This window comes from Candidatus Fukatsuia endosymbiont of Tuberolachnus salignus (assembly GCF_964030845.1).
Classification (GTDB): Bacteria; Pseudomonadota; Gammaproteobacteria; order Enterobacterales; family Enterobacteriaceae; genus Fukatsuia; species Fukatsuia symbiotica.
The window spans coordinates 171526-198214 of sequence record NZ_OZ034983.1 but is presented as its reverse complement, the minus strand read 5'-3'; the positions used below and the strand labels follow the sequence as shown (position 1 = coordinate 198214).

Genomic DNA, 26689 nt, shown 5'->3' with positions numbered 1-26689 from the left:
CATGAAATGCAGCTTCAACCCAGTGAAAGAGGTTAAAACTCTTCACTCGTATCGTTGTTTCTTTCATCATCTGCAGTTTCCGTCGCTGCTTCTGTTTGCATCTTCTTTGGGATACCAGAAGAACTTCTAACACGCGTGTCTTGAGTGCCAGAACTTTTTGCATCAGCGCTTTTAATGTTGGATTTAGGGAGCAACATCTCACGTAATTTTTTATCCAATTCAGCAAAAATAGAGGGGTTTTCTTTCAGATACTTACTGGCATTAGCCTTACCTTGACCAATTTTGTTATCATTATAGCTGTACCAGGCTCCTGCTTTTTCGATAAGTTTATGTTTAACACCAAGATCAATTAACTCACCGTGGATATTAATCCCCTCTCCGTACTGTATCTGAAATTCAGCTTGCTTGAACGGCGCTGCAACTTTATTTTTAACTACCTTGACCCGAGTCTCATTACCGATCACTTCGTCACCGTCTTTTACTGAACCTGTCCGCCGAATATCTAAACGTACCGATGCGTAAAATTTAAGTGCATTGCCTCCCGTTGTGGTTTCAGGGCTGCCGAACATTACCCCAATTTTCATACGGATCTGATTGATAAAAATTAATAGCGTGTTAGCGTTCTTTAGATTCCCCGCCAATTTACGCATCGCCTGACTCATCATACGCGCCGCGAGCCCCATATGAGAATCACCGATTTCTCCCTCAATTTCTGCTTTCGGTGTCAAAGCAGCAACAGAGTCGACGATGATCACATCAACAGCATTAGAACGTGTTAAGGCATCACAGATTTCCAGTGCCTGTTCACCCGTATCAGGTTGAGAACAAAGTAAATTATCAATATCTACACCCAATTTTTTGGCATAGATAGGATCAAGAGCGTGCTCAGCATCAATAAATGCACAGGTTTTTCCTTCACGTTGAGCCGATGCAATAACCTGTAAGGTTAGCGTCGTTTTGCCTGATGATTCTGGGCCATAAATTTCGACAATACGCCCCCTCGGCAAGCCACCCACACCCAATGCAATATCGAGAGAGAGAGATCCTGTCGAGATGGTTTCAACGTCCATAGAGCGGTCTTCACCCAGGCGCATGATAGAACCTTTGCCAAATTGCTTTTCAATTTGTGCTAATGCCGCAGCCAACGCTTTTTGTTTATTCTCATCAGTCACCATTTTTACTTCTCTCCTTTACATAACGTTTACATAGCGAACGACAGCTTTGCAAAAAGTCTATTATTGCCATTAAATATTGTGCTATACCCCATGAATTTCGAGTTACGGCAAGGCGGCAATCAATCGAATCCCAGTCATGTACAGGTAGTACATGACTGGGATGAGTGCGAGCAGCCAACGCCGCCGCAACTTGAAAGGCGAAGGGTATACACAGAAAACTACTCCTGATTATACTGTACAATAATACAGCATCAAGACTATTTTTATAGAAAATGTTCTAATATTTTTTTTAATGAAAAAACAGTAGCTTGCATACGTATTGATTCGCGATTACCACGGAAAATTTGCAGCTGCGTGATAACCTCACCGGTTTTTGCCGCAAAACCAAACCATACTTCACCCTGCGGGTCGTGGACGTCTTTTTTATCGGACCCAGCGAACCCGCTAACAGATAAAGAAAAATCTGCATTCGCCTTGTCCAACGCCCCTAACGCCATTTCTTTTACGACTTCGGCACTCACCGCGCCACAAGCTAGTAATGTCGCCTTAGAGACACCAAGTAGATCATGTTTAGCGGCATCGCTATAGGTGACATAGCCACGATCAAAATAGGCAGAGCTATCAGGAATATCAGTAATCGCTTTTGCTATCCATCCGCCAGTACAAGATTCTGCACAGGTAATAAAAGCCTTTCGCTGTCTGAGCTTTTTACCGACAGCAAAACTAAATTCATGTAGTTGGTCATGACTCATTATCTCTCCGTCTTGATAAAATGTTTAGTTTGATAGTAACACTCTTTATCTTTTCTACTCTAGTATCACTAAAAGATGCGAGATGCTTCACAAACCAACCATCAGCCCCAAAAAAAGCAACGCCATTTGCTGCAATTCCTTAGCTAACTCTATCTTTCCTTAACTACATGCAAAATTCCGGTGTTTATATTGTTTCGTTGACTAATTATTTCACTTCCTCGTTTATTATGTAAATTCTTTGTAAAAGGCAAGGGCGTAGACGATGACTATAGAGGAAAAAGAACATTCGTCAGTCAACACACGAGCAATTGAGAAACTGGGGCGTGATTTGGGGCCACTTATTGTCTCAGCACTAAACGATCCTAAAACGATAGAGGTACTACTCAATGCGGATGGCGGTATTTGGCAAGAAAAGTTAGGTGAAAAGATGGCGCGTATTGGCACCATGTTGCCGCAACGTGCCGCTGCCGTCATCCAGGTTGTTGCCGGTTATCATGGCAAAACAGTCACTCGTGCCTCTCCTCTGATCGAAGGGGAATTACCGCTCGATGGCTCACGTTTTGCCGGGCAGCTTCCTCCCGTAGTGCAAGCTCCAACTTTTGCCATCCGTAAAAAAGCGATTGCTATCTTTACTCTCGATCAGTACCTCGCCGCCGGGATCATGACCGCTGAGCAATGTTCGATGATAAAACAGGCGGTGTGTGATCACCGTAATATATTGGTGATTGGCGGTACGGGTTCGGGTAAAACCACACTGGTCAACGCAATCATTCATCAAATGGTTTTACATGATCCGACAGAACGCGTTTGTATTATTGAAGACACCGGTGAAATTCAATGTGCCGCTCAGAATTGTGTTCAGTATCACACCACGCTTGAAGTCACAATGACGATGTTGCTGAAGACCATTTTGCGCATGCGACCCGATCGCATTCTGGTTGGTGAAGTCAGGGGTGCCGAGGCGCTGGATCTGTTAGATGCGTGGAATACGGGTCACGAAGGAGGGGCTGCAACTTTACATGCAAATAATGCTATGTCAGCGCTAACGCGTCTGAAGTCACTCATTACTCGTAACGCAAATGCTCCCTCTGATATTGAGCCGCTTATTGGCGATGCGGTGCATGTGATTGTTCATATCGCCAAAACTCCGCAAGGCCGTCGTGTACAGGGGATCATTGAGATTTCCGGCTATACAAACGGTCATTATAAAACCCGTCAACTTTGAGGAAAGCCAACATGCCATTTTTCACTGTGTCTCGTTTTACTGTCAGTCATCGCCTGTTACTGGTTATGGGTATCGTTTTGTTGTTGATAAGCACACATCCAGCCTTCGCCACCCAAGTTACCTCTGCTGGTGCTGATTCTCTTCCTTTCGATACTTATCTCACCAAGATCCGTACCTCGGTGAGTGGCCCCTTTGCCTTTGCGGCAGCCATTATTGGCCTAGTCGGTGCAGGGGCAGCACTGATTTTTGGTGGTGAAATGAACGGTTTTTTACGCTCGTTGATTTTCGCTGTTTTAGTTGTTTCTTTTATTGTGACGGCAGATAGCATGCTTACAGCAATTACCGGAAAGGGTGCTGAGATAGCCTCGTTATCACATAACTTAATCGATCTTATACCAATGAGATGGGTATAGGTATGGCACTACGAACGATCTGTATTCGCAGAGTGAGTAACCGAGATAATCTTTTCATGGGAGGTGATCGTGAAATGGTGATGTTTTCCGGTTTGCTTGCTGCAATTTTGGTGGTAGCAGTACAAGATTGGAATGCGGCTATCTTTGGCACTGTTATGTGGTTTTCCGTGATCTGGATTTTGCGAAAAATGGCCAAAGCAGACCCGAAAATGCGTTTCGTTTATCTGCGCCACCGGCGATACAAACCTTATTATCCACCACGCTCAACACCGTTTCGCTCTAATACGGTTTCTCAAGGACAGCAATACCAATGATGGTGATCACGAAAGAAGTTATACCCGTTGTGATAACGATGGTCATTGCTGTCTTAGGCATAGTGTTACTTTGCACGTTGTTTACGCGTGTTTGCGTGGTTAATGCGAGCTTGAGGCTAAAAAAACATCATTCTAGTGATGATGGATTGGCAGATTTACTCAATTACGCCGCCGTGGTGGATGACGGTGTGATTGTCGGTAAGAACGGCTCTTTTATGGCAGCCTGGTTTTATCGTGGAGCCGATAACGCCAGTGCCACTGATTCCGAACGCGAGATGATTTCGTTCCGTATCAACCAGGCGTTTGCCAATATGGATAACGGCTGGTTGTTGCATGTGGATGCAGTACGCAGACCGGCACCCAACTACAGCGAAAGAAGGCTATCACATTTTACCGATCCGATTTCAGCAGCGATTGACGAAGAACGGCGTAATCTGTTCGAAAATCTGGGTACCCTTTACGAAGGTTTTTTTGTCATTACTCTGACTTGGTTTCCACCTATGTTGGCTGAACGGAAGTTTGTCGAGTTAATGTTTGATGATGATGCGCATAAGAAAAATAAAAAACTGCAAACCACGCATTTAATCGAACAATTTAAACGTGAAGTGGTTAACTTCGAATCACGTTTATCGGCAGCGGTCAACATGGAAAGACTGCGCAGTCAGAAAATCATCAACGAAGATAGCTCAACCGTCACACATGACCAATTTTTACAGTGGTTGCAATTTTGTGTCACGGGGTTGAATCATCCCATTCAGTTGCCAAGTAATCCGATGTACATCGATGGGCTTATTGGTGGACAAGAGTTATGGACGGGCATAGTGCCGAAAATAGGGCAACATTTTATTCAAGTCGTTGCCATCGAGGGCTTTCCCCTTGAATCTTACCCAGGGATCCTGTCAACCTTGGCAGAATTACCTATCGAATATCGTTGGTCGTCACGGTTTATTTTTATGGATCAGCATGAAGCGATTTCACACCTGGAAAAATTCCGCAAAAAATGGAAGCAAAAAATACGTGGTTTTTTCGATCAAGTGTTCAATACCAACAGTGGCACCGTAGATGAAGATGCATTAGCCATGGTTGCCGATGCTTCATCGGCGATCGCAGAAACCAACAGTAATATGATCGCACAGGGTTATTACACCAGTGTGGTCATTTTGATGAATGATAACCGTGAACAAGTAGAAGCTGCAGCGCGACAAATTGAAAAAGCCATCACCAGGTTAGGCTTTGCCGCGCGTGTTGAAACTATCAATACGATGGATGCCTTTATGGGATCATTGCCGGGGCATGGCGTTGAAAATATTAGGCGTCCGATACTTAATACCATGAATGTGGCGGATTTGTTACCGACCAGCACCATCTGGACGGGTGAAAATCGTGCACCTTCACCGCTATTTCCACCCAACGCACCAGCGTTGTTACATGCCATAACCAGCGGAAATTCGCCGTTTCGCATGAATTTACATGTCCGTGATCTTGGACACAGTATTATTTTCGGACCCACGCGTACCGGTAAATCAACCAAGCTCGGTTTGGTTGCTTTTCAGTGGCGTCGTTATCTGGGAGCACGTATTTATGCCTTTGACAAGGGATTATCGATGTACCCAACCTGTAAAGCGGCGGGGGGGTTGCATTTTACCATCGCAGGTAGCGATGATACGCTCGCTTTTGCACCGTTAGCACGAATCGACACGCGTGCCCGCCGTGCATGGGCTATGGAATGGATCGATATCATTTTGGCATTGAATGGTGTCATTACTACGCCGGTGCAGCGCAATGAAATCGCTACCGCTATTATGAGTATGAGCGATAGCCATGCAAAAACGCTGTCTGAATTTAGTGTCACCGTGCAAGATGCTGAAATTCGTGAAGCACTAAAACCCTATACGGTGGATGGCAACATGGGACACCTGCTTGATGCCAGCGAAGACGGTTTACATCTGTCCAGTTTTATGACCTTCGAGATTGAACAGTTGCTGGGTTTAGGCGAAAAATTCGCCTTACCCGTGTTGCTTTACCTATTTATGCGCATCGAAGAGTCGTTAGATGAAGCCGAAGGCTGGCCAACGTTACTGATCCTCGATGAAGCCTGGTTGATGCTCTCTCATCCGGCCTTCCGCGATAAAATCGAGGAATGGTTACGTTCGATGGCGAAAAAAAATTGTGCGGTACTGATGGCGACCCAGAGTATTTCTGAAGCCCTGAAATCTGGCATCCTCGATATCATTACCGAATCGACAGCCTGTCGTATTTATCTTGCTAACCCTAACGCCCGCGAGGAAAAAACCGCAGCAATTTACGCCAACATGGGGTTAAACCCACGCCAGATTGAAATCATCGCCTCTGCTGTTCCCAAGCGTGATTATTATTACGTATCTGAGAATGGTCGACGTTTGTATCAATTGGCACTGGGTCCGCTAGCACTCGCTTTTGTCGGTTCTACTGACAAAGAATCTATCGCTACTATTAGAAAACTTGAAGCGAAGCACGGCCAAACTTGGAGCTATGAATGGGCACGCCTTAAAGGGCTTGATCTTAACGACTATATCCCAAAGACGGTGGAGTAACAGCATGAGTATTTTCGGAAAAAAAACGGCGCCGGCGAACAACACAACCAACCCTTATACCAATGCGCGTCGTTCCTGGAATAGCCATGTTGGTAGCGTGATGGAATATAGCACCTTAGCTATTTTTTTCAGCCTGATATGTCTCTTGATAACACTCAGTGCAGTGGGGGGGCTTATCTACATCGGTAGCCAATCCAAATTTATTCCCTTGATATATCAACAAGATTGTAGCGGTAATACGATCTCGATGACACGTGCCGATCATATTCCTCAAGCCAAGGTTGATAACTATCGCTCTGCGGTTGCTGACTGGATAAATAATATCCGCCTGGTTACACCGGATGCGGAGGTACAACGTAAAGCAGTAATACGCACCTATAGCTATTTAGCGCCCAACGATCCCGCCACCATCAAAGCTAACGATTACTTAAATGGTAGCCAGGAAGCCAACCCTTTTAACAGAGCCGCGAATGAGACAGTAAGCGTGGATATTAAATCGGTCATCCAGCAGTCAAAAGATTCCTGGCAAGTCGACTGGATTGAAACCATACGAGCACGAGAAGGTTCACCTAAAGGTGAACCGTCCAGAATGCGTGCACTGGTTACTATTTACCAAAATAAGGATGCCAATATGCCGTCAGCAGAAATATTTATGAATCCGCATTACATCTTTATCAAAGATTTTAATTGGTCGAAGCAACTTTAAACCTGAGGCTTTCGTTATGAAAAAAATTTTCGTTATGAAGCAAATAGTTTTTGCTTTGATTTTCGGTTTGATACCGAGGGCGACCATGGCTGTCCCTGCTGATAATCAGTTAGCTGAACAGTATTTCTCTGACAATGATCCACTACTGACATCACAAGAGAAGGCGGCGCTCTCTATCGGGCAACAGTGGCAAACCGGTAGCACCACAAGTAAGCCGTTTGCCGGACAAAACGGGGCTATTAATTATGTCTACACTACCGGCCAAACACAGATCCTCTGTGCGGTTCTGCAGGTGTGCGATGTGGCGTTGCAACCTGGTGAACAGGTTAACAATCTTAACGTCGGTGATCCCCGTTTTAATGTCGAACCGGCAATTACCGGTGCAGGTGACGCCAAAATGATGCATTTGCTGATCAAACCACTCGATGTTGGCTTGGATACCTCCATGGTAGTCACGACCAACCGCCGGACTTACCATTTCCGTTTGCGTTCGAGTCGCAATCAGTTTATGCCGTTTGTTTCCTTTACTTATCCAGAAGATGCACAGGCAAAATGGAATGCCATCCGTGAGAATAAAGTGAAAGAACGTCAGGAAAAAACCATTCCACAAACGGGTGAATACTTAGGCGATCTTGATTTCAATTATGATCTCAAAGGCTCAGCACGTTGGAAACCAACGCGTGTGTATAACGATGGTCGTAAAACCATCATTGAAATGCCAGCAACAATGAAACAAAGCGAAGCGCCGGTACTGTTGGTCATTCGTAAAAATGGCTCTCGTTTGTCCGATGGAGAAACCCAGATGGTTAACTACCGTGTGCAAGGAAACCGTTACATCGTCGATACTGTTTTTGAGAAAGCTATGCTGATTTCTGGCGTGGGTTCGAGCCAGAATCGCATTACTATCACCAAGGGGAAATAATGATGTATAAAAAGGTGATGCTGCTGATGGTCAGCTTAGCCGCTCTCAGCGGCTGCACATCAAACGGAGGATATGGCAATTATGCCGCTGCGCCGGTTCATTTGAATCAGAAAATGGCGCAGGACACGGTGGCGCAATTATTAACGTTATATCCGCCTGCACAAACACATTTGTGTCTTAAACAGCCGATACAAGATACGTACGGTGCGACCTTGGTGGTAGCGCTACGCGCCAAAGGGTATTCCCTGATGGAATATACCACGCCCAAACGCACTCGTCGTCCGCAAGCCAGTGTGGTCGCTGCAGCGCCTCATCCTGATTTGCGTTACCTTGATCTGCATTACATTGTCGATGCGCCGAAATCGACGGATCTTTATCGTGTCACCCTGCAGATTGGTAATCAATCTATCAGCCGTGTTTTCACGCTCACCCCTGAGGGTAAGCTGTATCCGGCTAGTGCTTGGATCCGTAAGGAGTAATCGCAATGGCAGATGACACTGAACTTTCTATCGGTGATAAGCCCAAAAATGGTGTCCGCCGTGTCAACAATTTTCCGCTGATCATCGCGGTTGTCGCCGTTGGCATTTTTGTGTTGTTGGTCGCTATGGTTGCTGTCAAACGGGCAAATAAGGTACAAAACGAGGAAGACATATCACAGACTTCGAATAAAAACACCGATACTTCTACGATGGCAATGAGTGTGGTAGCGGGTCGGTGCGTCGGTTTAATCCCGTCTGAGACGCCTGAGCCTTTGCCCGAACCCACCGAAAAGTTTATCGATAACCTGCCCTCGTTGCCCATAGGCGGCACTGATCTCTCGTCGATACAAGCTACTCAGGAAACACCGATACCCACAGAACCGGATCCTGTGGAACAGCAAAGGCACGCAGAAAAAATGCAGCAGTTTCAAGAAGCCGTGAGAGCGAAAACCGCGATACCGATATCGAGCCAGCTGACGTCAAACTCTGTCTCCGGTAATCACTCACCACAAAACCGTGATAACACATTTGGTATCGACGCTGTACAGCAGGAAATTGATAAGCAAGCATCGATTGACCTAAACCTTGACTATCAAGCACAGGTATCGAAAATTCAATCAAGTATCGCTGCTTCTCAATTGGGAGCTCAATCTGGTTCCACCTTAAGCACGCGCAACGACATTAACCAATTCGCTAACAAAGAGCAAACCGATCGCTGGCAGCTGAATGAAAAAATGCAAGTACCACGTTCAGCATTTGAAATCCGTGCAGGGGGGGTGATCCCGGGCGTGATGATCAGTGGAGTCAATTCCGATTTACCGGGACAAATCATGGGACAGGTATCACAGGATGTATACGACACAGCAACCGGCAAATACCTCTTAATCCCACAGGGTACTCGTCTGCTGGGCGCTTATACCAGTGATGTTGCCTACGGACAATCCGCAGTCATGATTGCCTGGCAGCGTTTAATTTTTCCTGATGGTAAAGCGCTCGATATTAGCGCGATGCCCGGTGCCGATAACGCGGGCTATTCTGGTTTCCGTGATCAGGTGAATAATCATTATTTTCGTATTTTTTCCTCAGCGTTACTGATGTCTGTTGTCACTGCGGGTATATCCTATAGTCAAGACCAAGACAATAGCGGAAATAAAGATAAAAGCCCCAATATGAATAGCCAAATGAGCCAAGCCCTTGGCCAACAGTTTGGTCAAGTTATCACTAAGATGATTGAAAAAAATCTCAATATTGCGCCGACATTAGAAATTCGGCCTGGTTATCGCTTCAACATCATTATCATAAAAGACATTACTTTCACCAAAGCCTACCAATCGTTCGATTACTAACGTCAAGGAGAAGTAAGATGAAAAAAAATGTGAAGCAAACGTTAACGTCCAAAATTAATGTATTAACAATGATTATCGCTGGATTGATGTCACAACAGGTGGTTGCATGGCCTGTGTTCGATGTACCCCATACAGCAGTATCGGGCGCAAATGCTCTTACCACTGCAGGTACCAAATTAGAGCAGGGCCTGCACTACATGAAACAGGTAAACCACTATAGACAACAAATAAACCATTATAAAGAAATGGTAGAAAAATTGAGCTCTTATAATTGGGATGATCCGCTCGCAAGCACAGAAAAATTGCTCCAAGCACAAAACACCTTAAACGATTATAAAAGGAAGCTCGGTGGTCTAGAACAATATTTGTTACAATATAAAGACCTAAAGGGTCATCTTTCGTCACCCTGCTTTACCAGTGGTGGATGTACTGATTCACAACGTCAAGAACTACTTAAGGCACAAGATAATGCTTCAGAAGTACAGAAACTTGCCTACGATGCTGTATTGACAGGTATCGATCAACAGCAAAAATCTTTACAGAAAGACTCGGGTCAATTAACGAAATTGCAAAGTCAGGTTGAAAGTGCTAAGAGTCAAATGCAGGCAGCACAAGCAGCGAGCCAACTCGCCAGTGCACAGGCAAACCAGTTATTACAAATTCGTGGATTACTTATGGCGCAACAGAATGCAGAAGCTACCCGTGCGCAAGTGATTGCCGATAGTGAAGCACAGGCAATGGCATCGTCACGACAGCTACGTAATAGCAGTAATATTTCCAGTCCTACAGTGAAAACCTGGTCCTGGTAAGGAATGAAAATCCAATGAACAAACGCATCCTGGGTGTTTTGTCTGTTGCCACCTTCGGCTTGATATTCTTTTATTCGGTGTCCGCTTATGCGGCACCTATGGATACCAATGTATTTGATAAAATATTAAGCCGTTATCAAAATGCCGCAAGTGCCTGGGGTACGGTTATGGTGGAGTACGCTACCTGGCTATTTTGGGGGTTGGTACTCATTAGCATGGTGTGGACCTACGGCATGATGATCTTGAGGAAGGCGGATATTCAGGAGTTTTTTGCCGAAACTGTCCGCTTTTTTGGCGTTACCGGCTTTTTTTGGTGGATCCTGGTCAATGGCCCCGCTATCGGCGATACCATTATTAAATCGATGTGGCAAATAGGCAGTAAGGCAATAGGCATAAAGACTGAATTCACACCCGGCGGTGTGGTGCAAATTGGTTTTGATATTTTTTTTAAAGTATTGGATCAATCGTCGATATGGTCGCCAGTGGATAGCGCAATGGGTATTCTCATCTCCATCGTCATTCTCTTTGTGTTGACCTTAATCGGTATCAACTTGTTACTGCTTTTCATTTCAGCGTGGATTTTGATTTATGGCGGTGTCTTCTTTCTTGGATTTGGAGGCTCTCGCTGGACGTCTGATATTGCGATTAGCTTCTACAAAACGGTGCTGAGTGTCGGCGCTCAGCTTATGGCAATGCTGCTGTTAATCGGTATCGGAAAAACCTTCATCGATCAGTATTATGCTGATATGGGCGGTGGAGCCAACTTAAAAGAGCTGGGGATCATGTTTGTTGCTTCTATTATGCTATTTTTCCTCACCAATAAGATCCCTCCGTTGATCGGCAGTATTATTGACAATGGGAATTTTGGTGGCGCTGGCTTGAGCGGTAATTTTACTGGCGGTGCCGTAGGCATGGCGGCGGCAGCGGCGGCAACCGGTGGTGCCATGGCGTTGACTGGCGCAACTAATATAGTAGGTGGCGGATCTTCTACACTTCAAACCGCCTTTCAATCCGCGCAGCAGATGGCCGGAGGGAGCGGTATACTTTCTGGCGGAAGCAGTGGTGGCGGTGGGGGCACAGGTGGTAGTAGTGGTTTTGCATCAGCGATGGCGAGTTCTGGCGGTTTTACCGCTGACGTAAGTACAAAATCGGCACAACAGGGGACAGCGCCAAACCCGCAGCCATCACAACACGCACAAAATCTTATGGCGAATGCTGGAAGTGACAATAACAGTACCGGCAGTAGCAGCGTACAACAACAGACGGATGTTTCTGCTAATGCCCCTCCTGTTGTGAGTCAAGCTAAGCCTCTGGTGGCGGGAATGAACGAAGAAGCTGCCGCTTTTGTCAACAAAAACTAATCGAATCAATATTTATCTTGGAATAGGGGCGTGTCAAACTATCGATATTAACATACCCTTCGCCTTTCAAGTTGTGGCGGCGTTGGCTACTCACACTCATCCCAGTCATGTACTACCTGGATTCGATTGATTGCCGCCTTGCCTCAACTCGAAATTCATTGGGTATATCACCATGTGACTTGTAGAAAATTATTCAAAAGCTGATGCCCCTGTTCACTAAGAATACTTTCGGGATGAAATTGTACTCCCTGAAGCGGTAGAGTGCGATGACGGATGCCCATGATTTCATCAATGGCTCCCGCTTGCTCCATCCAAGCGGTTAATACAAAACAATCCGGTAATGAATCTGCAGCTATCACTAACGAATGATAACGAGTGACGGTCAGTGGCTGCTTTAATCCATGAAATACCCCACTATTGTTATGCCGAATGGCACTGGTTTTGCCATGCATCGCTTGCCGTGCGCGGACGATGGTGGCACCGAATGCCTGCCCTAATGCCTGATGACCTAGGCAAATTCCAAGAATTGGCAATTTATCGGCGAAACGGTCGATCACGTCCAGAGAGATACCGGCTTCATTGGGCGTGCAAGGGCCAGGTGAAATCACCAAATGTGACGGTGCGAGTTGCTGAATATCGTCCAATTGCAGTTCATCGTTACGTTTTACTAATACTTGTTGCCCTAATTCACAAAAATATTGATACAGGTTATAAGTAAAAGAGTCGTAGTTATCTATCAGTAGTAACATGGTAAATCCAACAAAACAAAAAGAGATAAAAGACAACTTTTCGCTTTTTTAAGAAAATTATTGTACTTTTAAATCTATATTTAGAAATTTTAAAGAAATTAATTTCTTAAAATGTGATATTCAGCTTAGTCCAGGCGGTTCTGCCAGGTTCATTGATCGCCGTTCTCGCGGCGTAACCAAAGCTATTGTTACCGGCTAAATTGAGGTGTTCGCTATAATTTTTATCGAGTAGATTATCGATGCCCGCACTGATTTTTACTTGTTTATTAAATTTGTAAGCCATATTAGCCGATAACACGGTAAAACCCGTACTGGAGCCAAAGTCTTTACCGGCAGCGTTGCCCTCATTTATCGCGACTTGATGTTGACTACTCACCACACGCCACAAGGCAGTGCTGCTCCAATTACCTTGCTCGTAAGTTAACCCCAGACGCGCTTCAAGGGGAGGCATTTGCGGTAAGGGGCGCTGATCGCTATTATTGCGTCCCCATGAATAGGCCAGGCTAGCATCTGTTTTCCAATGTTCATCTAGAGAATAACCGACGCCCATTTCACCGCCGAAAAGAGTCGCATCGATATTATCAGCTTGAATACGACGAACATAATTCGGATCATATTTAAATAAAATAAAATCGTTTACTCGCCCAACATAGGCGGAGATCCAGGCATTCACAGTCGAGTGATTATATTGTGCTCCAATATCAAACTGAGTGGTTTTTTCCCTGTTAAGGTTTGCAAAAGCACTCGCGCTACCCTTTGTTCCGTTATTGGGTGAAAATAATTCCCAATAGTCAGGAAAACGCTCGGTATATCCCAGCCCTGCGTAAAATAATACCGGTGTGTCTGACAAATTATGTTCGAAACGCATAAAACCGCTCGGTAATGTAGTCGAGCGCCTGTTGCTATCACGTGAACTATTATCGCGCAAATCGCGTGCTAGATTACGATCTAAGCGTGCACCCGTAATCAACCTATTCTGCTCGGTGGCAAACCAAATCAATTCACTGAATAAGCCATAGTTATAAAAGCTAGCATTATTTTTCCAGTTATTCTCTTTTTTAATACGATGGGTATTAGTTTGAAAATCCGCGCCACTCTCCAATTTAAAATCTTGCCATAACCAGGTTGCCATCACTCGCCCACCGAAGGCTACACGATCTAAATTAGTGCTGGATTTGCCACTAATAGGAAAACGTAATGTGGTATTGTCCATAATATGATTGACATAATTGTAATAAATCTTAGCGTCGATTTTATCCCATATTTCGCCAAGATTATTCTTTTCAAAACGCATCCCCAAACTATCACGTTGTAATTGTGAGCCGTCTCGCCCTCGACCAGCATAACGCGCGGCACCGTCACCCTTGCCCATCGTAAATTCAAGCAAAGTATCAGCATCGGGTGTCCAGCCCAGTACAAGATCTGTGTTCCACTTTTTCCATTTAGAGGGAACAGTCACACCATGGCCATCCTTATAATCGCCTGCCTGGGACCGATTACCGATCAAACGCAGATAACCTTGTTGGTTGCCCAAACTAGCATCAATATTCTCATCGTGACGACCATTAGAGCCAACCAATAGGCTACTATTGGTTTTGATACCTGTTTGATCAAATTGTGGCGCTTGCCGTTCAAACAAAATCGTTCCTGCTGAAGCGCCCGATCCCCAAAGTACCGATTGTGGTCCCTTAATTAACGTTAATAAATCATAATTTTCTGGTGCAATATAAGAAGTCGGTGCATCCATACGAGAGGGGCAAGTGCCCAATATTTCACCACCATCGTTAAGGATTTTTAAGCGAGAACCAAACATACCGCGGAATACTGGATCACCATTGGTGCCACCGTTACGGATTTGGGAGAACCCGGGGATAGTTTTTAGATAATCAGAGCCATCGCTGGCAGGCACCGGTTGCCGTGGCGTTTTAGGCGAAGTCACCACCGTCAATGGCGAATACAAAGGCGCTGTAACCGTAATCACATCTTCATCATCGGGCTGATTTCCCTGTTTATTGGCCACTGTATAATCTAGCACTGATTCAGCAGCAGTATTAAGCGGCATCAACACCGTAATAGTAGCGATAGTGCATGATAATAAGGTTTTTTTATATAAACCATTTATGTCGAACATAGTGATCCCTAGACAATAAAAATGCCCCGATGAATAGACTACCTCGCATAACGAACGACGGTTTTGCAAGAAGCCTAATGAACTGTCATCAGGACAAAGCATTTTACGATCCTATCTGAAATTCATAAACAACCGCTAACATTTAAAATCAGGTGATACAATCGTAGCCAAGCCAGTGCTTCCTATAGCTGAGCGATATAACAATAATTGTGCTGATTTTTATCGCCGATTAACTGATTTTCTATTGAGCTAATCGGCGAATTACGGCATAAAGGGGGCCATATTGAAACGCTTGGACTTGATCAAATGAAATTGATTGGAAAAGTATTACTGACGCTATTACTGCTATTGATATTTTCTATGGTGTCATGTTACTTCCTGCTACAAACAAGTTGGGCTGCGGGTTGGATCGGTCGTTGGATCAGTGACAATAGTTCATATCGTCTCTCGCTAAAAAAAATCGAGCATGCTTGGGCACGACCTTGGCAACTCAGTTTTAATGATGTTGCTCTCACCACACGGGATAAAAAAACCGTGCTGAATGCACAGCACATCGTCATCGATCTAAAGTGGCGGCAATTTATCCACTTACGCCATTTCTCTATTGGACAGCTTAACAGAGTGCTACTTAAAAACGGCACACTCACTTTTGATAATGCACTGCCGGTGTTACCGTTCCAAGCTGATTCATTGCAGCTAAATAATATGACCTTGATAACCCATGTAGGTCAATGGCAGATTGCAGGCCAACAGGTCAATGCGGGATTCAAGCCTTGGCAGCCACAGATAGGCCATCCGTTAGGGGAAAACAGTCAATTTCAGCTGAGTGCCAATTCGCTGAATATTAACGGTATTCCCGCTGAACGGATTTTTGTACAAGGAGAAATACAAAATAAAGTACTAACGCTAAGTAATTTTGGTGCCAGTGTCGCCAAAGGTGAAATGACGGGAAGTGCAAGCCGTTCTGACGATGGTAGCTGGAAAATTAACCAATTACAATTAAGCAATATTGGACTACAAACCACGCAAACAGTGGATGATGTGTGGCAAAAGTTGATTCAGTTACCACTGCTGACCATCACCCATTTTGATCTGATCAATGCGCGTTTAGAGGGGCACAATTGGGCACTGAGTGATCTCGATTTAACACTCAAAAACATAAAATTAAATCAGGGAAACTGGCAAAGTGATAACGGTGAACTAACTCTGAACGCGGCTGATATTATCAGGGGTGACATGCACCTGGTTGATCCTGTTATGACGTTGGCATTATCAACTAACAAGGTCACTATCAACCAATTTTCAACCCGTTGGCAAGATGGCTTGATCACAGGCCAAGGGAGCTGGCAGCGCAACAACCATCGTCTACAGCTTGACGATCTAACGATAGCATCGTTGGTTTACAACTTACCGACAGATTGGCAACAACGCTGGCAACAAACACTGCCACATTGGTTGTCTGAGATTTATATCAGCAAACTCATGGTTAATCGCAATTTGTTGATGGATACTTCGCCTGATTTCCCTTTTCAAATCACCTCGTTAGACGGTTTTGGCACTAACCTGCTGCTCGCGCAGAACCATCAATGGGGAATATGGGCAGGAAAATTAAAACTCAATGCCAGTGATGCCACCTTTAATGAAACGGATATGCGGCACCTTGCGTTAGAATTCACTGCTAATAATCAGCACATCGATCTGCACGATCTGAGTGCTTTTACCAAAGATGGGTTACTGGAAGCAACGGCTAATATCGGGCAAACTCCCGATCGGCTTTTCTCACTCGAATTGACGGGGCGTTCGGTCGAACTGAATATTTTACAAAACTGGGGATGGCCAACCTTAGCACAGCAAGGTATCGGTGAGTTGAAATTAAAACTCAACGGCAGTCTCGCCGCTGGAGTCCCTTTAAAATCGGTGGTACAAGGTTCTTTACAGGTCGAAGATCGTCAAGGAAAGCACAGTTATCAATTGACACCACAGAGCGGAGGTTAGCACGGAAAAAAATCAACTTTGGTATTGCAACAATCGCTTAAATATTAACGTTAAAATAATGGAGATGACTGCTGTATGTGTATAAAAAAAATGGGCTTCTTACTGCTAGGTATGATGATGGCATTCACTGTTTCCGCGACGCCATTTCAAGAGGATAAGCAATATGAAACGCTCGATAAACAGGTCATTACCGATTCGCAGGTATTAGAATTTTTCTCTTTTTATTGCCCCCACTGTTATCAGTTTGATACAGAGTACCAGGTAGCTAAAACGATAAAAGCGGCGTTACCGAAAGGTGTTAAAATGGCGCGTTACCATGTTTCATTCGGTGGTGCAATGGGCCATGAGCTAACTCGAGCCTGGGCGGTTGCCGTCGCGCTAGGTGTAGAAGATAAAATTGCACCTTTGATGTTTGCAGCGGTACAAAAAACACAAACCATTAAAAAAGCAGCGGATATTCGTAAAATTTTTATCCAGGCAGGTGTTAAGGGAGAGGATTACGACAGTGCGCTTAACAGCTTCGTGGTAAAAGCACTGATTGCACAGCAAGAAAAAGCAGCGACAGATTTTAATCTGAAGGGCGTCCCTACGATGTTCGTCAAGGGCAGATACATGATTAAAAATGAAGGTATCGATACCAGTTCAAAAGAGGCTTATGCCAAGCAATATGCCGATGTGGTGAAATTCTTACTGAAGCAATGATAGGATTTTTGGTTATATTTTATTTTCCCACCCAAGGTACAGGGTTCTTATGGTAACTTGGGTGGGATTGATACTGGTTGCTAGCAGTCTAGTCTGTACGCTGAAGCCAGCACCTCTAATCAAATACGTATTCTCTCCGTCATCCTGCGAATGTAATCTTAACTATCATCGCGGTCAAGCCAATGGTAAACGTAGGCACCACCACCACATAATATTGGCAATGTAACCGTGAGTACTATCGCTACCACAGGAAGCGCAAAAGTGAACGCGACAGCTCCCCACGCAAGACCGATGGCTCCCGAAACAGCGACAAGAGGGTTTTTCTTTATCCATGTGCCGAAGCTCCTCATTTTTGAGCCTAAGCGCTCCATCCATGTTGTTTCTTTTGGTGTTGTATTGCCTGAGAGCGGTGTATAAACTGCAGGGGCTACGCCTTCATCTGATGCCTCTATCGGTGGTTCTGTACTTAGCAGTCGCTGTGGAGTGTTTGGTGCGGATACGTTAACATCCGGAGGCGGGTTGCTCCCAACGCCCCGAGTCACACTTCCACGCATTTCATTGCTGGGGGAAACACGGTTGGGCTCATGATGAGTATTACCTAAACCTACTACTGCTCTCCTCTGATGCTCCTGGGGAGGAGCGGAAGACAAGTTTTCTACCGGCACCCTCGATCCTGATCGTGCTGTGCCTAAACATCCACCCATTACTTTATCCTTAACTTTATATTTATATGTTAAGAACAATAAAGTATAAAAAAGTTGACATCAATCCCATTCGTTCCATTTTGAATAATTCAGGCCTGAAATCAAAAAAATTACGTCAAAATGTAACACCCACGGCCCTGGCAACAGCTAGCACAAACACCACTGCATCATCAACCTATCCTCGGTTTTATTTCCTAGAAAAATGTGATTCTAAATGGAGGAGGGGCTTGCAATTATTCAGCTAATATGCAACGCCCGCGAAATAATATCCACAGTTAAAATAAAAAATCAATAACTATATGTTAGATAAATTTTAATTATAACATGATGATTATTATCATAATAATATGTCATGAATAGCTATTACTCGCTTATCATGTCGCCAAAAGCATTTTTTACTCACAAACTTATGCACAGTTTATAACACCAGGATTTTGATGCGATAACGCTCTCTTTTTCATAAAAAAGGTAACGAAAGTTCGTCTCCTGCCGCGAGTTGTGGCATGCTTATATGACAGTTTCGAACAGCTCTTACAAAATAAAGATAAAACAATTTTATGGTACAAGTTAAAGTAAATCCTTTAATCCTGGTTGATGGCTCTTCGTATCTCTATCGGGCTTACCATGCGTTTCCCCCTCTGAGCAACGCAAACAAAGAACCAACGGGGGCGATCTATGGGGTGATGAATATGTTGCGCAGCTTATTGTTGCAATATAATCCGAGTCATATCGCTGTGGTGTTCGATGCCAAAGGTAAAACTTTCCGTGATACACTTTTCGCCCAGTATAAATCTCATCGCCCTCCGATGCCCGATGATTTACGCTCACAAATCGAACCCTTACATAACCTGATGCAGGCGATGGGATTGCCTTTGCTCGTAGAGCCTGGTGTTGAGGCTGATGATGTCATCGGAACCTTGGCACAACAGGCAGAAAAAGCAGGTCATGCTGTTTTAATCAGTACCGGTGATAAAGATATGGCACAGCTTGTCACACCAAATATTACCCTGATTAATACCATGAATAATACGCTCTTGGGGCCACAGGAAGTCTGCGATAAATACGGTGTGCCACCAGAGTTAATGATTGATTTTCTCGCATTGATGGGCGATTCCTCCGATAACATACCGGGCGTACCGGGTGTTGGAGAGAAAACTGCACAAGCCTTGTTGCAAGGAATGGGGGGCCTGGATACGTTATTTGGCGATTTGGACAAAATCGCTACCCTGACTTTCCGTGGCGCTAAAACCCTGGCTGCAAAATTGCAGCAAAATAAAGAGCTGGCTTATTTATCCTATCAATTAGCGACGATCAAAACTGATGTTAAGCTCGATATCACCTGTGATGAGTTGCAGATCACGCCCCCAGATGTCGATAAACTGCACCAACTTTTGTCTCGCTATGAGTTTAAACGTTGGCTGGTTGAGCTGGAATCTGGCAACTGGTTGAGCGATAAAAAAGATCAACCAACGGTAAAAATTAATCAATCTTCATCGACAGAGAATCATGCCCTAGTGACTACACCGCGGGTAACGCATCAACTCTCACAAGAAAACTATCAGACAATTTTGGATACACAAACATTGTCTGCTTGGATCGATCGTCTTAGTCAAGCGGATCTCTTTGCTTTTGACACCGAAACCGATGGTCTGGATATACTTGGCGCTAATTTAATCGGTCTTTCTTTTGCCATTGCGGCAGGTGAAGCGGCGTATTTGCCATTAGCGCATGACTATCTCGGCGCACCCGATCAGCTAGATCGCGATCAGGTTTTAAACATGCTAAAACCATTATTAGAAAATGAGCAAGTGCGTAAAGTAGGGCAAAATCTTAAATTCGACAAAAGTATTCTGGCTAACTATGATATTGATCTAAAAGGGATCACGTTTGATACCATGCTCGAATCTTATATCTTGGACAGTACCGATCGTCATGACATGGATAGTTTGGCTGAACGCTATTTACATCATAAAACCATCACCTTTGAAGACATTGCTGGCAAAGGTAAAAAACAACTGACCTTTAACCAGATTGCCCTAGAACAGGCCGTGCCTTATGCTGCGGAAGATGCAGATGTGACACTCCAGCTTCATTGGATCCTGTGGCCACAATTACAACAAAGTAACGCCTTGATGCGGGTATTTCAGGATATTGAAATGCCATTATTAGCGGTATTATCACGTATCGAACGTACAGGCGTATTGATCGACCCGTCTATTCTGGCGGAGCATTCTAAAGAGCTGACCATTCGCCTGGCTGATTTGGAAACACAAGCTCATCTTTTGGCAGGAGAATCTTTTAATCTGGCATCACCTAAGCAATTGCAGGTTATTCTTTATGAAAAACAAAAACTTCCCATACGGAAAAAAACGCCACGTGGCGCACCTTCAACGGATGAAGAAGTACTCGCAGAACTGGCGTTAGATTATCCGTTACCCAAGGTGCTATTGGAATACCGTGGGCTGGCAAAGTTGAAAACAACCTATACCGATAAGCTCCCGTTGATGATTAATCGGCTTTCAGGTCGAATCCATACCTCATATCATCAGGCTGTCACGGTGACTGGGCGTTTATCCTCTCGTGATCCAAATCTGCAAAATATTCCGATACGGAATGAAGAAGGGCGACGTATTCGTCAAGCATTTATTGCGGCACCTGACTATCGTATTTTAGCGGCGGATTATTCCCAGATCGAACTGCGTATTATGGCGCATCTTTCTCAGGATCCAGGATTGCTAAACGCTTTCGCTGCCGGTAAAGATATTCACTGTGCTACTGCTGCTGAGGTGTTTGCTGTGCCGTTAGATAACGTCACCTTTGATCAACGTCGCAGTGCCAAAGCGATTAATTTTGGCTTGATTTATGGCATGAGCGCGTTTGGGCTGGCGCGTCAATTAGGCATAACACGTGCTAAAGCACAAAAATATATGGATCTGTATTTTGAACGTTATCCCGGGGTAATGGACTATATGGAACGCACCCGTAAACAGGCCGCCGAACAGGGTTACGTCACCACCTTGGAGGGTCGACGTCTCTATTTGCCGGATATTCAATCGCGTCATGTTATGCGACGTAAAGCCGCCGAGCGTGAAGCGATTAATGCCCCGATGCAGGGCAGCGCCGCTGATATTATTAAACGTGCGATGATTAAGATCGATACCTGGTTACAACAAGAGACCGAACTACGGGTACAGATGATTATGCAAGTACATGATGAACTGGTATTTGAAATCGATGAACGTGATTTGGATGAGGTGCAGCCAAAGATCCGTGCTCTAATGGAAGAACAAAGCATACAGCTGAGGGTACCTTTACAAGTTGATATCGGGGTCGGCGATAATTGGGACCAAGCACATTAGTGAAATTGTTGTAGATAATATTTGCAAGAAGTTTATTCGCCTAGAGGGAGCTTATTAAACCAACCGTCTAATTTTTCTCGTAATTTGTCGACACCTATTTTTTTCGGTGACGAGAAATTTTCCACCTGAATATCTCCCATAAAGGGGAGTATAGCTTCACGTACCATATTAAGTTGAGTATTAGCCGCACTTGAAGCCAATTTGTCTGCTTTAGTAAGCAGCAACAAAATTGGAATGCCAACAGCAACCGCCCAAGTAATCATTTGTTGATCCAACGCTTTCAGCGGATGACGAATATCCATGAGTATGACTAATCCTTTTAGACAATGACGGTTCTGTAGATATTCATTCAATGCACGTTGCCATTTATTTTTTATTTCTTCCGGCACTTCGGCGTAACCATAACCGGGTAGATCAACCAGACGAGCGCCATCAATGACGCCGAATAAATTGATCAATTGTGTCCGCCCCGGTGTTTTACTGGTTCTCGCTAAGCTTTTTTGATTGGTTAATGTATTGAGTGCACTGGATTTACCCGCATTAGAACGACCTGCAAATGCAATCTCAATACCTTCACCAGCGGGAAGGTAGCGGATATCCGGCGCACTGGTGATGAAGTGGGTCTTATGATAATCGTGTTTTTTGATAGTCAAAATTTTTGTTTCCCTTAATAGACACTGACACCCCGCGATTATAACGGTGTCGAAAGGAAAAGAGTGAGTTTATCTTTTTCCTTTTGTTACATACAAAGAGTCACTGCGCTTTTTCGCCCATTTTTTCCTCATCTGAGCACAGTGAAAAAGATTGGAAACAGGTTCTTACACTCTGGCTATTGATAGTCAAGCAAAACAATAATTTTTGTAACAATTTAGTTTGCGACATATAGTATAAATGGTTATTTGTTAGATATGCTTTACTTACTCTAACAACGCGCTTGCCAGCGCCATGAGCTTTTGGAAATAAAAAATGCAAGAGAACCATAAAATACTCGTTGTCGATGATGATATGCGCCTGCGAGCGCTTTTAGAACGCTACCTAACTGAGCAAGGTTTCCAGGTTCGCAGTGTCGCCAATGCTGAACAAATGGATCGCTTGCTAACTCGGGAATCATTCCATCTACTCGTCCTTGATTTAATGCTACCCGGGGAAGATGGCTTGTCTATCTGTCGCCGTTTGCGCAGTCAAAGTAATCCCATGCCCATCATTATGGTCACGGCTAAGAGCGAGGAAGTTGATCGTATCGTCGGTCTGGAAATAGGAGCAGATGATTATATACCCAAACCTTTTAATCCACGTGAGCTACTCGCTCGTATCCGCGCCGTATTACGCCGTCAAGCGAATGAATTACCGGGCGCGCCCTCACAAGAGGAAGCCGTCATCACCTTTGGTAAGTTCAAACTGAATCTCGGCACCCGTGAAATGTTTCGTGAGGATGAACCCATGCCGTTGACCAGCGGTGAGTTCGCTGTGCTAAAAGCGCTAGTCAGCTATCAAAAGGAACCGTTATCCCGTGATAAGTTGATGAATTTCGCTCGAGGACGTGAATACAGTGCGATGGAACGTTCGATTGACGTACAAATCTCGCGCCTACGCCGTATGATAGAAGAAGATCCAGCGCACCCGCGTTACATTCAGACCGTTTGGGGTTTGGGCTACGTATTTGTACCAGACGGTAGTAAAGCATGATGCGATGGTGCCTTTCTCCGCGTAGTTCATTTACGCGTACTTTGTTACTAATTGTTACCCTGTTGCTTGTCAGTTTAGTGACCACTTATTGGGTAGTGCTCAACTTCGCCATTCTGCCTAGTTTGCAGCAGTTCAATAAAGTACTGGCTTATGAAGTCCGTATGCTGATGACCGATCGGCTGCAATTGGAAGATGGTATGCTAATCGAAGTTCCAGAGGCTTTTCGACGCGAAATCTACCGTGAATTAGGCATTTCTCTCTATACCAATGCCGCAGCGGAGGAAAATGGTCTACGTTGGGCACGATACTACAAATTTCTTAGCGAACAAATGGCTCAACAATTAGGTGGCCCAACGGATGTGCGGGTTGAAGTCAATCAGGATTCTCCCGTTGTCTGGCTGAAAACATGGTTATCACCCGACATCTGGGTTCGGGTGCCCTTAACTGAGATACATCAGGGCGATTTTTCACCCCTTTTCCGCTATACATTAGCCATTGTCTTACTCGCGGTAGGCGGTGCCTGGTTATTTATCCGCTTGCAAAATCGCCCATTGGTAGAATTAGAGCACGCCGCATTTCAGGTAGGCAAAGGGATGATCCCTCCCCCATTACGCGAGTACGGTGCGTCAGAAGTGCGTTCAGTTACCCGATCCTTTAACCAAATGGCAGCAGACGTTAAATTATTATCAGATGACCGAACATTATTAATGGCAGGAGTCAGTCACGATCTACGTACTCCTTTAACTCGTATCCGACTGGCAACAGAAATGATGAGTAAGCAAGATGCTTATCTTTCTGAATCCATTAATAAAGATATAGAAGAATGCAGCGCCATCATTGAACAGTTTATCGACTATCTGCGTACTGGACAGGAAATATTGGCAGAAACGGTCGATCTCAATCCAATTCTCGGTGAAGTCATTGCCGCCGAAAGCGGTTACGAGCGAGTGATTGAAAGCGGGTTATCAGATGACGAATTGATAGTCAATGTGGATCCGTTATCCATCAAACGTGCTTTGGCAAATATGATGACCAACGCAGCGAACTATGGTAACGGTTGGATAAAGGTCAGCAGTGGTGATGAATTACAACGCGTCTGGTTCCAAGTTGAAGATGATGGTCCTGGTATCAAACCCGAAGAGCTACAACATCTGCTGCAACCTTTTGTCCGTGGGAATAGCGCTCGTACCACCAGCGGTACTGGATTAGGGCTGTCGATTGTGCAGAGGATTGTTAACTCTCATGCCGGCGTGCTCGATATTGGTGTAAGTGAGCTTGGAGGTTTACGTATTCGTGCTTATATTCCGAAAGCGGAAGGATTTTATTAACCATAAAAATCAATAAATTAAAAATAAAAAGTCACAATCGACTTAATCCAACGGAGATACTCGAATAATATGACCGTCAGGGTCTTCAACGAGAAAAGTACGACCAAAGACTTCAATGTAGGGTTTCTTCACGATCTTAATATGGGGGTTCTTTTGCCATTCTTCAAAGAGGTGATCTACCTCTTCGTTAGAAGGCAACATAATGCCGATCTCAGAGAATCGAGGAATAGCAGCATCTGGGGTTGTTCCACCCGTCCAAATGGCAAACAGTGCTTTACCACTGTCGACGGCAGCAAATGCCACATAGCGCGGACTCGAAAACACGGGCTCCGAATTAAAAATTGTTTTGTAGAATACTGTCGAACGTTCGATATCAGAGACGTAGACAAGCTGCAGGTTGGGTTTAGGGGACACCGTTACCATATATTCCTCATGTTACTTCGATTTAGATCAAGAAATTCAGTCTCCCCCTATCGCTAGGAAAATAGCAGTACAGAGACTTGAACGGAGCCGGAAAATACTATGAAGGATCAGATTTGTCAAAAAATCTCCTGATTAGCAAGAAACCTAAGCCAAGTCTCCAATAATTATGCCTAAAAAAACAACTCATTGATTTAAAATTATTTTAATTTCAATGAGGAAATTATCTTTCCATATCGAAAAATGGCTTCAGTACTGGCACCACCGAAGTGACCGGTTAGCATGGCTTAGCTTCCTTGTCAATCGAGATATTTATTAACAAAATCGATCACGTTACATGGCGCCTTCTATAAGACATGCCATGTCGATGTTAATAGGCCCTTCTGGCAAATTCAGTTCGAATAAATCATATAGGTTAGTTTCTCCTACCTTTTTATTCTGTAAAATATGCCGGATATTTACAAGAGCAGAATTTCCTACCCTTTTATTCTGTAAAATACGCTGGATATTTACAAGAATAGAATTATCCTCATCAATGTAATTATTCAAATGAGTTCTGTGTGGCGCAGAAACATAAACAAGACGGCTGTCATCTTTAGTCATAAAACCACAACTACATAGCTCTCTTAAATTTTGATACTTAGAGTCTTTGCCTTCTATTTTATTTTTCAAAAGATTCCCACGGAATTCACCAGTTTCGTTACCTCGATTTGATAATTCAAGTTTACCACTTGTAAAATGTGCAAAGAACGTACTATTACCTTCAGCACCAGATAGATGTGAAAATTGCTCTTTAGCGTATCTAGGGTCATCAAGTTTTTCGCGAATTTCTTCTCTCACGGATTCATCATCTGACATTGTTTGAATCCGTGACTCGGTAAGTGCACTTTGTGATAAAACTTCTCTAAATTCATAGAGATCATCGTCAAAATCGTTACATATTTTTAAGGTACATACTTCATTGTAATAATTTTCATAACGATAATCTAATGGCTCAGATTGAAAAATTGTATATTCTTCAGCGTGAAGAGAATATGACCAGGTTTCTTGTTGTCCCATGTTCTGATTAATTCGAATCTGAAAATGATGTCGATGCTCTTCATCGGCCATCTCCCGTAATTTATTAAATTTGTATGCCATTATTATTGGCGTGCGTTCATTTGACGGGCATAAATCAGGCACGGCCAGTTGTTCGTATAGTGCTATAATACGCTCTCTTTTGGCTCCGTTTCTGAAAAATTTATCAATAATTGTATCGATCAATCCCATTTTTGCGGCTTCGTTACCCGAAGCGGCTTCCATTATTGTCCCGATTCTCCTGTCGTTTAACTTGAAACCCCCTCCTAAACTATCGCTCAATAGACTTGAACAATGAGAAGTTGTTGTCATGCTGCCTCCATCCTATATAACGATCGTGCTTTAATGAACCAAAATTGATGACAAACCATTATACCCATATCGGTTAAATGGCGTTTCACACTAAGCCGACATGTCTTATAGTGATACTCTTGCAAAAATGTTTTTAAAAATCAACGAGAAG

The 26689-nt window shown here is 44.2% G+C and carries 23 protein-coding genes; 15 read left to right on the top strand and 8 right to left on the bottom strand.

Features of this window, described 5'->3' with window-relative positions; translation table 11 throughout:
* Positions 1-32: 32 nt before the first annotated feature.
* Both recA and pncC read right to left on the bottom strand, forming a co-directional pair.
* Positions 33-1175 (bottom strand): recombinase RecA, encoded by a 1143-nt coding sequence (gene recA / locus AAHH42_RS00980; protein ID WP_072550514.1) that lies wholly within the window; start codon positions 1173-1175, stop codon positions 33-35.
* 263 nt (positions 1176-1438) lie between these two features.
* Positions 1439-1927 (bottom strand): nicotinamide-nucleotide amidase, encoded by a 489-nt coding sequence (gene pncC, locus AAHH42_RS00975; RefSeq protein WP_342221517.1) that lies wholly within the window; start codon positions 1925-1927, stop codon positions 1439-1441.
* A 262-nt stretch (positions 1928-2189) separates the two neighbouring features.
* Between pncC and trbB the strand changes: the two genes are divergently transcribed.
* From trbB to trbL, 10 genes are read left to right on the top strand one after another with little or no spacing between them, the layout of a single operon-like run.
* On the top strand, positions 2190-3152 hold the full coding sequence (trbB, locus tag AAHH42_RS00970) for a P-type conjugative transfer ATPase TrbB (protein ID WP_072550516.1): 963 nt from the start codon (positions 2190-2192) through the stop codon (positions 3150-3152).
* Between the two features lie 11 nt (positions 3153-3163).
* Positions 3164-3565 (top strand): TrbC/VirB2 family protein, encoded by a 402-nt coding sequence (locus AAHH42_RS00965; protein ID WP_072550517.1) that lies wholly within the window; start codon positions 3164-3166, stop codon positions 3563-3565.
* 2 nt (positions 3566-3567) lie between these two features.
* The gene (locus AAHH42_RS00960) at positions 3568-3879 is read left to right on the top strand and encodes a conjugal transfer protein TrbD (protein WP_072550518.1); all 312 of its coding nucleotides are present in this window, start codon (positions 3568-3570) and stop codon (positions 3877-3879) included.
* Positions 3876-6452 (top strand): conjugal transfer protein TrbE, encoded by a 2577-nt coding sequence (locus AAHH42_RS00955; RefSeq protein WP_425286308.1) that lies wholly within the window; start codon positions 3876-3878, stop codon positions 6450-6452. The genes AAHH42_RS00960 and AAHH42_RS00955 overlap by 4 nt, the downstream gene beginning before the upstream one ends.
* A 4-nt stretch (positions 6453-6456) precedes the next feature.
* On the top strand, positions 6457-7158 hold the full coding sequence (locus tag AAHH42_RS00950; RefSeq protein WP_072550519.1) for a VirB8/TrbF family protein: 702 nt from the start codon (positions 6457-6459) through the stop codon (positions 7156-7158).
* A gap of 16 nt (positions 7159-7174) precedes the next feature.
* Positions 7175-8080: a P-type conjugative transfer protein TrbG gene (trbG, locus tag AAHH42_RS00945; protein ID WP_425286307.1), complete on the top strand. Its 906-nt coding sequence runs from the start codon at positions 7175-7177 to the stop codon at positions 8078-8080.
* Positions 8080-8559: a conjugal transfer protein TrbH gene (locus AAHH42_RS00940; protein WP_205411429.1), complete on the top strand. Its 480-nt coding sequence runs from the start codon at positions 8080-8082 to the stop codon at positions 8557-8559. The genes trbG and AAHH42_RS00940 overlap by 1 nt, the downstream gene beginning before the upstream one ends.
* A 5-nt stretch (positions 8560-8564) precedes the next feature.
* Complete coding sequence (locus tag AAHH42_RS00935; RefSeq protein ID WP_342221516.1) at positions 8565-9905, top strand: TrbI/VirB10 family protein; 1341 nt, start codon at positions 8565-8567, stop codon at positions 9903-9905.
* 17 nt (positions 9906-9922) lie between these two features.
* Complete coding sequence (trbJ, locus tag AAHH42_RS00930; RefSeq protein WP_342221515.1) at positions 9923-10714, top strand: P-type conjugative transfer protein TrbJ; 792 nt, start codon at positions 9923-9925, stop codon at positions 10712-10714.
* Between the two features lie 14 nt (positions 10715-10728).
* The gene (gene trbL, locus AAHH42_RS00925) at positions 10729-12075 is read left to right on the top strand and encodes a P-type conjugative transfer protein TrbL (protein WP_342221514.1); all 1347 of its coding nucleotides are present in this window, start codon (positions 10729-10731) and stop codon (positions 12073-12075) included.
* Positions 12076-12242: 167 nt separating this feature from the next.
* Here trbL and AAHH42_RS00920 read toward each other — a convergent pair whose 3' ends face one another.
* On the bottom strand, positions 12243-12824 hold the full coding sequence (locus tag AAHH42_RS00920; RefSeq protein ID WP_342221513.1) for an aminodeoxychorismate synthase component II: 582 nt from the start codon (positions 12822-12824) through the stop codon (positions 12243-12245).
* A gap of 106 nt (positions 12825-12930) precedes the next feature.
* Positions 12931-14955, bottom strand: a complete 2025-nt coding sequence (locus AAHH42_RS00915; RefSeq protein WP_425286306.1) for a TonB-dependent copper receptor — start codon at positions 14953-14955, stop codon at positions 12931-12933.
* A gap of 306 nt (positions 14956-15261) precedes the next feature.
* Here AAHH42_RS00915 and AAHH42_RS00910 point away from each other — a divergent pair, with 306 nt between their 5' ends.
* A complete protein-coding gene (locus tag AAHH42_RS00910; protein ID WP_072550525.1) occupies positions 15262-16950 on the top strand; it encodes a hypothetical protein in 1689 nt (562 codons plus the stop codon).
* 81 nt (positions 16951-17031) lie between these two features.
* Positions 17032-17652 carry a thiol:disulfide interchange protein DsbA gene (gene dsbA / locus AAHH42_RS00905; RefSeq protein ID WP_072550544.1) on the top strand — a complete coding sequence of 207 codons (621 nt, stop codon included), beginning with the start codon at positions 17032-17034 and terminating at the stop codon, positions 17650-17652.
* Between the two features lie 158 nt (positions 17653-17810).
* On the opposite strand, the gene AAHH42_RS00900 is transcribed toward dsbA, so the two are convergent.
* Complete coding sequence (locus tag AAHH42_RS00900) at positions 17811-18356, bottom strand: hypothetical protein (RefSeq protein WP_072550526.1); 546 nt, start codon at positions 18354-18356, stop codon at positions 17811-17813.
* A 557-nt stretch (positions 18357-18913) separates the two neighbouring features.
* On the opposite strand from AAHH42_RS00900, the gene polA reads away from it, so the two are divergent.
* Complete coding sequence (polA, locus tag AAHH42_RS00895; RefSeq protein ID WP_342221512.1) at positions 18914-21715, top strand: DNA polymerase I; 2802 nt, start codon at positions 18914-18916, stop codon at positions 21713-21715.
* A 32-nt stretch (positions 21716-21747) separates the two neighbouring features.
* Here polA and yihA read toward each other — a convergent pair whose 3' ends face one another.
* Positions 21748-22368 (bottom strand): ribosome biogenesis GTP-binding protein YihA/YsxC, encoded by a 621-nt coding sequence (gene yihA / locus AAHH42_RS00890; protein ID WP_072550528.1) that lies wholly within the window; start codon positions 22366-22368, stop codon positions 21748-21750.
* Between the two features lie 313 nt (positions 22369-22681).
* Here yihA and ompR point away from each other — a divergent pair, with 313 nt between their 5' ends.
* Together ompR and envZ are read left to right on the top strand one after the other, a co-directional pair.
* Positions 22682-23401 (top strand): two-component system response regulator OmpR, encoded by a 720-nt coding sequence (ompR, locus tag AAHH42_RS00885; RefSeq protein WP_072550530.1) that lies wholly within the window; start codon positions 22682-22684, stop codon positions 23399-23401.
* Positions 23398-24729 carry a two-component system sensor histidine kinase EnvZ gene (gene envZ, locus AAHH42_RS00880; protein WP_342221511.1) on the top strand — a complete coding sequence of 444 codons (1332 nt, stop codon included), beginning with the start codon at positions 23398-23400 and terminating at the stop codon, positions 24727-24729. Before ompR ends, envZ begins: the two co-directional genes overlap by 4 nt.
* A gap of 42 nt (positions 24730-24771) precedes the next feature.
* Here envZ and AAHH42_RS00875 read toward each other — a convergent pair whose 3' ends face one another.
* Positions 24772-25152, bottom strand: coding sequence for a VOC family protein (locus AAHH42_RS00875; RefSeq protein ID WP_072550532.1), 381 nt, complete (start codon positions 25150-25152; stop codon positions 24772-24774).
* A gap of 330 nt (positions 25153-25482) precedes the next feature.
* A complete protein-coding gene (locus AAHH42_RS00870; protein WP_342221510.1) occupies positions 25483-26538 on the bottom strand; it encodes a hypothetical protein in 1056 nt (351 codons plus the stop codon).
* Positions 26539-26689 lie beyond the last annotated feature (151 nt).